The organism is Streptomyces sp. NPDC088812, assembly GCF_044750285.1.
In the GTDB taxonomy this organism is placed as follows: domain Bacteria; phylum Actinomycetota; class Actinomycetes; order Streptomycetales; family Streptomycetaceae; genus Streptomyces.
Genome location: NZ_JBIVJP010000039.1, coordinates 32,722 through 39,931, shown reverse-complemented (window position 1 = coordinate 39,931; position 7,210 = coordinate 32,722). Strand labels below are relative to the sequence as shown.

Sequence of the window (7,210 nt, the reverse complement as noted above, 5' to 3'; positions counted from 1 at the left end):
CAGTACCAGATCAGCGAGATCATCACCGGCCTGGTCGGCGTCGTGCTGATCGCCTGGTCCTTCTGGTCCTCCGTCCGCCGCAACAAGGCACTCGCGGCCGCCGAGGGCGACACCGGCTCGGACGGGAAGACCGGGGTCTCCTCAGAGGTGTGACCGGCCTGCCGGACCCGACGGCCGAGGCCCCCGACGACGACAGCGGTTCCCGCCGGGCGCGGGCCGGACGTCCCGGTCGCGCTAGGCGAATCCGCCGTTGCTCATCAGGAGTTGGCCGTTGACCCACTGGCCCTGCGGAGAGCAGAGGAAGTCCACGAGGTGCGCGGTGTCCCGCGGGGTGCCGAGGCGGCTGAGCGGCGTCCGGCCGAGCACGTGCTCACGCACGTCGTCGGTCATCCAGCCGGTGTCCACCGGCCCGGGATTGATCACGTTGGCGGTGACACCGAGGTGGGCGAGTTCGTGCGAGGCGGCCAGGGTGATGCGGTCCAGGGCACCCTTGCTGGCGCCGTAGGGGAGGTTGCCGACGGTGTGGTCGCTGGTGAGGCCGATGATCCGGCCGCTCCCGGGGGCGGACGCGCAGCGTAGGCCGTACTCGCGGATCAGCAGCCAGGTGGCACGCGCGTTGACCGCGAAGTGGCGGTCGAAGCTTTCGACGGTGGTGTCGAGCAGACCGGAGTCGACCGACTCGCAGTGGCACATCACCAAGGCGGTGACACCGCCCAGTGCGCGTTCGACCTCGTCGAAGACGCGGGCCGGAGCGTCCGGGTCGGCCAGGTCCGCTTCGACGGCCGTGGTGGCGGCGCCCTCCTCGGCGAGGGCGTCGGTGATCGTCGCGGCTGCGCCGGGCTCGCCGCCCCAGGCCATGCGCTCGTCGTAGGCGGTCCAGTAGGTGAAGGCGATGTCCCAGCCCGAGCGGGCCAGTCGGCCGGCTATGCCCGCGCCGATGCCGGCGGTGCGCCCCACCCCGGTGACCAGGGCGACCGGGCGGGTGGCGGGGAGGGGACTCCGAGCGGGCTCGGCGGACCGGTACTGATCGTTGTTCGTCGTCACGGTCCGAGATGGTGCCTGGCCGGGCCGGTCTCGACAACCTTATTTCCGGCAGTCGGCGGGGCGCTGTCTCCGGTGGCTCGCCCGTCGCCTGGCCCGACGGACGTGCCGCACCGGGGGCAGTGGTGCAGCCGGCGCGCACCCTGCTCGCGTCAGCGGCGCTGCGGTGCGGGCCGGACGGGGAGCTGCCCTGCGGCGTCGGCGATCGCCAGCACGGTGGAGCGGAAGGCGGTGCGCTCCTGAGGGGCGAGGGGAGCGAGAAGGAGGTCGAGCTCGTCGGTCACCCTCCGGTGGAAGGCGAGGGCGGAGCGGCGGCCGTCGTCGGTGAGGACGACGTGGACGGCGCGGCGGTCTCCGGGCGCGGGTACGCGTTCGACGAGGTGGCGCTGGGCGGCGCGGTCGACGAGTCCGGTCATGTTCGCTTTGCCGACGCCGAAGAGACGGGCGAGTTCGGCCATGGCGCGAGGCTTCTCCGCGAGGACGCACAGCATGCGGCCCTGGACCGGGGTGAGGTCGTAGTGCTCGGCCACCCGCGCGAAGGTGTCGCGGATCAGCCCGGAGAGCTGGATGAGGGCCCTGGCGTCGGCCTCGGCCTCCCCGCGCGCGGCGGCGAGGCCCGTACCGCTCGCGGCGGCGGTGGACGGGGAGGTGGTCATGGGAGCTATCGTACAGGCGCAGGACAGTACACTTCGCGTACTATCCATGACACGTACCATTGCACGTACCCTTGCGACGTGGAGGAACGACCGTGACGCGTATCGGAATCATCCTGGGCAGCACCCGCCCTCATCGGAAAGGCGAGCCGGTGGCGCGCTGGGCTGTGGACGTGGCCTCGCAGCGCGGGGACGCCGAGATCGAACTCGTGGATCTGCGGGACTTCCCGCTGCCCCTGCTGGACGAGTCGGCTCCGCCGTCGTTCGGCCGGTACGAGCACGAGCACACGCGCCGGTGGGCGGAGAAGATCGCCTCGTTCGACGGGTTCGTCATCATCACCCCGGAGTACAACCACAGCACCACCGGCGTGCTGAAGAACGCTCTGGACTACCTGTTCGCTGAGTGGAACAACAAGGCCGTCGGATTCATCTCCTACGGCCCGCAGGGTGGCGTCCGCGCCGTGGAACACCTGCGGACCATGGCCGGGGAGCTGATGATGGCCGACGTGCGCGCACAGGTCGTCCTGCCGTTCACCACCGAGTTCGAGAACTACAGCACCTTCACGCCCGGCGACCACAACCTCCCGGTCCTGACCACCATGCTCGACCAGGTGATCTCCTGGAGCCGGGCACTGGCACCGCTGCGCGCCCGGCAGGCGGCCGCCTGATCCCGCCCCGGCGGCACCGCGGAGCCGGCGCCGCCCGCGCCTCCGCGGCACGGCCGGGCCGGGCAGCCGCTCCTCGCCCACCGGCGGCCGTCACGTCCTCCCGGGTTCCGGTCCGCCGCGTGCGATCCGTGCCAGGTCGGTCATGAGCGAGTCCAGCCACGACACGGTCGCGTAGTACAGCCGCGGTGCGCCGGGGGGCTCCGTGGCGAAGCCCGCCAGGGCCGGGTCGATCAGCGGTAGGGGCGCGGTCGGCGTGTCGCCCCCCGGGTCCAGTGCCGCCGAGACCAGCAGCATCCGTCCGGCCACCCGGTCCCCCAGCCCGCTGACCGACTCGGCCGCTTCCGGGCCCAGCTCGGTGAGGGGCGGCTCCAGCAGCCGCTGGGCGCCCCACAGGGTGTGGTGACCGGCTATCAGCGTCGCCTGCCAGTCCACCTCGGGCGGCCCCGGCCGGGGTCTGCGGCCTCCGAACGGTGTCGGCTCGCTCAGGAACTGGGCGTACGCGGACTCCGCGAGGATGACCGCGTGTCGCAGCGACCGGTGGCCGGGCACCGCGGGAGGCGGGACCGCCGCACCGCCTCCCGCCACCGCCGCCCCGCCCCCCGCCACCGAGGCACCGGTCGCCACGACGATCTCGGCCGCCCTGCGCAGCAGTTCCGCCGCCGCACGGCGCAGTTCGTCGTGGGCCCCGCGGGGCCAGGCCAGCAGACCGAACACCGCGCCGATCGCGCTGCCGACCAGCACGTCCAGCATCCGGACCTCCGCCAGCCGCCAGGTCGCCGGCGCCAATTGGGCGAAGACCAGGGCGACGAGCACGGTGAACAGTCCCTGCGCCCAGCCGACGCCCTTGACCGGCCCCACCGTGAAGGCGAACAGCATCCACACCGGCAGTACGGCGGCGTACACGGCGGTGTGGGTCCCGACCAGGGTCAGTGTGCCGGCGGTCACCAGGGCGCCGGCCAGCGTGCCCGTGAGGGCCAGGCGGATGGTGCTCCGGGTCTCGTCCATGGTGGTCCGGGTGAGGGTGAGGGTCGCCAGCATGGCCCAGAAGCCGTGGGGCAGCGTGTCCACCCCGGCCACCAGCCGGGCCGCCGTCAGGGCCAGGGCCAGGCGCACCGCGTTCTGGAAGAACACCGACCGGCGCACGGCGTGTCCGCGCAGGCGGTGCCACCACAGGAGCGGCGCCCGGGTCGTGGCGTACCAGAAGCGGCCCGGCGGCACCTGCACCGAGGCGGGCCGGCCGCGTGCCGCCAGATCCGCTGCCGTGGCCATCGCCAGGGCCGCGTCGGCCGTCTCCAGCACGGCGGCGTGGCGGCGCAGTACCGCGGGCGGGAAACCCGGAGCGGGAGTGGTCCCGTCGGCGGGGTCGGAGGCGGGAACGCCGGTGGGGGCAGGGCCGGCGGACAGGGCGGTCAGGTGTGCGCGGGCCGCGGCCGCCTCCGCGTACGGTGCCGTGGGCGACGGCCCCGCTCGCAGGCAGACGGCGGTCGCCGTGGCCAGATGGGCCACCGCGCACAAGACGGCGGTCACATCGGGTCCCGGACCGATGCCCCGGGAGGCGGGCAGTTGTGCCAGTCGGCTCAGGAGCGTGCGGGTGGCCAGACCGGTGTGCGCGAGGGCACGGTGGCGCACCCCCGGCCCCGCCGGACGGTCCGCCTCCGGCACGGTCGTGGAGCGCAGCGCCCACCCGTCCTCGCGGGTCGCCCGGATGTCCGCGTCGGTCAGGGCGTACGGGGGTACGGCGAGAGCCGACGCACAGCGCGCGGCGGTCTGCGCGGCGCGGGCGGTCCGCTCCCGGTACGGCGGCGGGGCGGGCTCGGGAAGGACCAGCGCCTCGGCGGCGATGAACAGGGCCAGCCCGGTGGTCGTCCCGAGCAGCCGTTCGTCGAGCGAGCCGGGATCGTACGGCGGGAAGGACGGCAGGATGTAGAGCAGTTGCAGGCCCGGGGCCGCACCCGCCGGGCGCGGCCCGCCCACGGCGGCGAAGGCCAGCGCGAAGCCGACCACGAACATGCCGACGACGGCGCTCCAGGTCCGCACCGACAGGTACGTGCCGACGACCACCAGCAGCCAGCACACGGGCAGCAGGCGGACCACCGTCGCGGCGCACTGCCGCCCGGTGCCGGGGATCTTGGAGAGCCCGCCGAGCGCCACAGCGGCGAACAGGGCGTAGACGGACGCCACGGGGCTGTCGAAGCCGTAGCGGAACAGGTAGAAACCGGCCGCGGCGACCAGCGTCACGCGCACCGCCCGGCGGCCCGAGGCGGCGTAGGCCGCCGGGATCCGACCGGCTGGGACACCAGACACCCCTTCAGAATCACCCACCCCAGTGTTTCCGGCACCTTCCCGTACCCGCCGTGCCGCGGGCACGGAGCGGATACGTTCGGACCGTGAACGGTGACTGGCGGACGGATCGGATCGGGGCCGCGCTGCGGGGCGAGAACCCGACTGTGCTGCGGCGTCTGGAGGCGGGGTTCGCGGTGATCGGCGACGTCCAGTTCCTGCCGGGGTACTCGGTCCTCCTCGTGGACGACCCCCGTGTCGGACGGCTGTCCGACCTGCCCAAGGTGAAGCGCCTGTCGTTCCTGTCCGACATGGACCGGCTCGGCGAGGCGGTCGAGCGGGCCTGCCGGCGCCTGGACCCGGCGTTCCGCAGGGTCAACCTGGAGATCCTCGGGAACACGGACCCGTTCCTGCACGCGCACGTCTGGCCGCGGTTCGAGTGGGAGCCGGCCGATCTGGTGGGCCGGCCCGTGTGGCTGTATCCGCAGGACCGGTGGACCGACGAGCGGTTCGGTCTCGGTCCGCGGCACGACGGGCTGCGGGCCGCGATCGGGAGTGAACTGGACCGGTCGCGCTCACCGGCGCTCGGTGATCCGGCGGCGTGAGGTGAGGCATGAGGCACGCCGCCGGTCCCCCACGGCCCCCGGCCGATAAGGTGAGCCGGACAGTCGGCCGGTCGGACAGTCGCACAAGTCGGACAGCCGGAACGGTCGGCCGGGTCGGACGGGTACGCGGTGGGCCGGGGCGGGGGGGTACGGGCATGGCGGGTGACGACGGCGGACGACCGTGGCGTCGGCCGCGCTCGCTGTCCGGCCGGTCGGCCGACGGTCTGAACTACGGCGCTCCGGGGGCCACGTCCCCCGCAAGCCCCCGGTGGCGGGACGCCCCCGCCGGGTTCCGTCGCTTCGAGAGGACCGTGACGATCGGCGTGGGCGAGGGCGCCTGGGCCGCCGCCCGGGAGGCCGTCATGCGGTGGGAGGTCAAGCGGCGCAGCGGGTTCGACGTGGCCTCGGCCGACGGGGCGTGCGTCGAGGTGCGTACGGGAGGGCGTTACACCGTCACGGTGGGCGTCGGCCCGCTCGTCGTCCGCGAACCCGTCGAGGTCGTCGCCGTGGTGGACGACGAGGACCGGTGCGGTTTCGCCTACGGCACCCGCTTCGGGCACCCGGTCAGCGGGGAGGAGGCGTTCATCGCGCACCGCGGCGACGACGGCCGTGTCCGTCTGACGCTCCGGTCGCTGACCCGGGCCGCGCCGACGGGTCCGTGGCGGCTCGTGTATCCCGTCCTGCTGCTCGCCCAGCGCTGTGTGCGCGTGCGGTACCTGCGCGCGCTGGTCTGATCCGTGAAACCGCCCGGGAACCGCACTGCGGCGCACCGCGGCGCACCGCGGCGGTTGCGGCCGCGGTGCGGCGGGTTCCGGTCCGGGTTCAGCTGTCCAGGCCGAAGAACCCGGCCGCGTAGTACGGCCCGCAGAGTGAGTCGTGGCCCTGGCCGATGGTGCCGCACTTGTCGATTCCGATGCCCGGGTCGACGGGCGCCTCATGGCCCATCGAGCTGATCAGGTACGTCTCGACCTGGCCGCTGCCGTACACCTGCTTGGTGACGCCGAGGGCCGGACGTGACGTGAACGCAGGCGTCTGTGCGACACCGAACACGTCGGTCCAGCCGTCGCGTTGCTTCTCCAGCGAGTTCCTGTTGATCAGCAGGTCGGAGCCGCCGTGCCAGATCTGCACCCGCGGCCTGGCGCCGGTGTAGCCCGGGTAGGCGCTACGGATCTTGTCTCCCCATTGCCGGGGGGTGAGGGAGTTGATCATGCCCGGACACTGCGCCAGCAGGCCGGTGTCGAAGTAGTCGGCCTCGGTGTCGGCGCAGCCGTACGCCATGCCGAAGAACACCGCGCCCGCCTTGAACACGTCCGGGTAGGCCGCGAGCATCACGTTGGTGGCGGCGCCGCCGCCGGAGTACCCGGTGGCGTAGACGCGGCTCGCGTCGGCGGCGTGGTTCGCCTTCATGTAGTCGACCATCTGGACCACCGAGCGGGCCTCGCCCTGGCCGTCGCGGGTGCGGTCGGCGGGGTTCCACGCGCTGAAGCACTTGTGCGGCACGATGCCGCCGGAGCCGACGTTCTCGTCCTTCTGCTCCGGGAAGACGATCGTGAACCCGTAGGCGTCGGCGTACTTGCGCCAGCCGGTGTCGACGTCCAGGTCCTGCGCGGAGCCGCCACAGCCGTGGAAGAGGACCACGACCGGGGCGCCGGACTGCGCCTGCTCCGGGACGTAGGCGAACATCTTCAGGTTGCCCGGGTTGCTGCCGAAGTCCTGCACCTCGTGGAAGCCGGTCTGTGCCCGTGCCGGAGCGGCGGAGAGCATCGTCGCGGCCAGCATCGCGACGACCGCCGCCAGGATGATGTGGAGTCTGAGTGAGGGGAAGCGGGTTTCCGCGCCCGCCACGCTGTGGGAGACCATGCCCCGCAGGATGGGGCGCCTCCCGGTGCCGCGGCATCGGCAAGATGACCGGCCGGGCGCGCCGCCGGCCGAAGGCGCGTCCGTCACGGCCGCGAGCCTGCCC

At 73.4% G+C, this 7,210-nt stretch carries 8 protein-coding genes; 4 read left to right on the top strand and 4 right to left on the bottom strand.

All coding sequences use genetic code 11. The annotated features are described in order from the left end of the window. Window positions 1-153: DUF475 domain-containing protein (locus ACIP67_RS41985; RefSeq protein ID WP_401699692.1), on the top strand; the 153-nt coding region annotated here is incomplete at its 5' end. An 81-nt stretch (window positions 154-234) separates the two neighbouring features. Here the strand turns inward: ACIP67_RS41985 and ACIP67_RS41980 are convergent. Further along, window positions 235-1,044: an SDR family oxidoreductase gene (locus tag ACIP67_RS41980; RefSeq protein WP_401699682.1), complete on the bottom strand. Its 810-nt coding sequence runs from the start codon at window positions 1,042-1,044 to the stop codon at window positions 235-237. A gap of 149 nt (window positions 1,045-1,193) precedes the next feature. Then, window positions 1,194-1,697, bottom strand: coding sequence for a MarR family winged helix-turn-helix transcriptional regulator (locus tag ACIP67_RS41975; RefSeq protein ID WP_401699680.1), 504 nt, complete (start codon window positions 1,695-1,697; stop codon window positions 1,194-1,196). A 92-nt stretch (window positions 1,698-1,789) separates the two neighbouring features. On the opposite strand from ACIP67_RS41975, the gene ACIP67_RS41970 reads away from it, so the two are divergent. Further along, window positions 1,790-2,362, top strand: coding sequence for an NADPH-dependent FMN reductase (locus ACIP67_RS41970; protein ID WP_401699677.1), 573 nt, complete (start codon window positions 1,790-1,792; stop codon window positions 2,360-2,362). Between the two features lie 90 nt (window positions 2,363-2,452). Here ACIP67_RS41970 and ACIP67_RS41965 read toward each other — a convergent pair whose 3' ends face one another. Continuing rightward, window positions 2,453-4,666: an FUSC family protein gene (locus ACIP67_RS41965; protein ID WP_401699675.1), complete on the bottom strand. Its 2,214-nt coding sequence runs from the start codon at window positions 4,664-4,666 to the stop codon at window positions 2,453-2,455. Between the two features lie 83 nt (window positions 4,667-4,749). Here ACIP67_RS41965 and ACIP67_RS41960 point away from each other — a divergent pair, with 83 nt between their 5' ends. Further along, entirely contained in the window at window positions 4,750-5,247 is a 498-nt protein-coding gene (locus ACIP67_RS41960; RefSeq protein ID WP_401699673.1) for an HIT family protein, read from the top strand. 8 nt (window positions 5,248-5,255) lie between these two features. Next, a complete protein-coding gene (locus ACIP67_RS41955; protein ID WP_401699671.1) occupies window positions 5,256-5,981 on the top strand; it encodes a DUF1990 family protein in 726 nt (241 codons plus the stop codon). 88 nt (window positions 5,982-6,069) lie between these two features. On the opposite strand, the gene ACIP67_RS41950 is transcribed toward ACIP67_RS41955, so the two are convergent. Continuing rightward, the gene (locus ACIP67_RS41950) at window positions 6,070-7,107 is read right to left on the bottom strand and encodes an alpha/beta hydrolase family esterase (RefSeq protein WP_401699669.1); all 1,038 of its coding nucleotides are present in this window, start codon (window positions 7,105-7,107) and stop codon (window positions 6,070-6,072) included. Window positions 7,108-7,210: the final 103 nt, after the last annotated feature.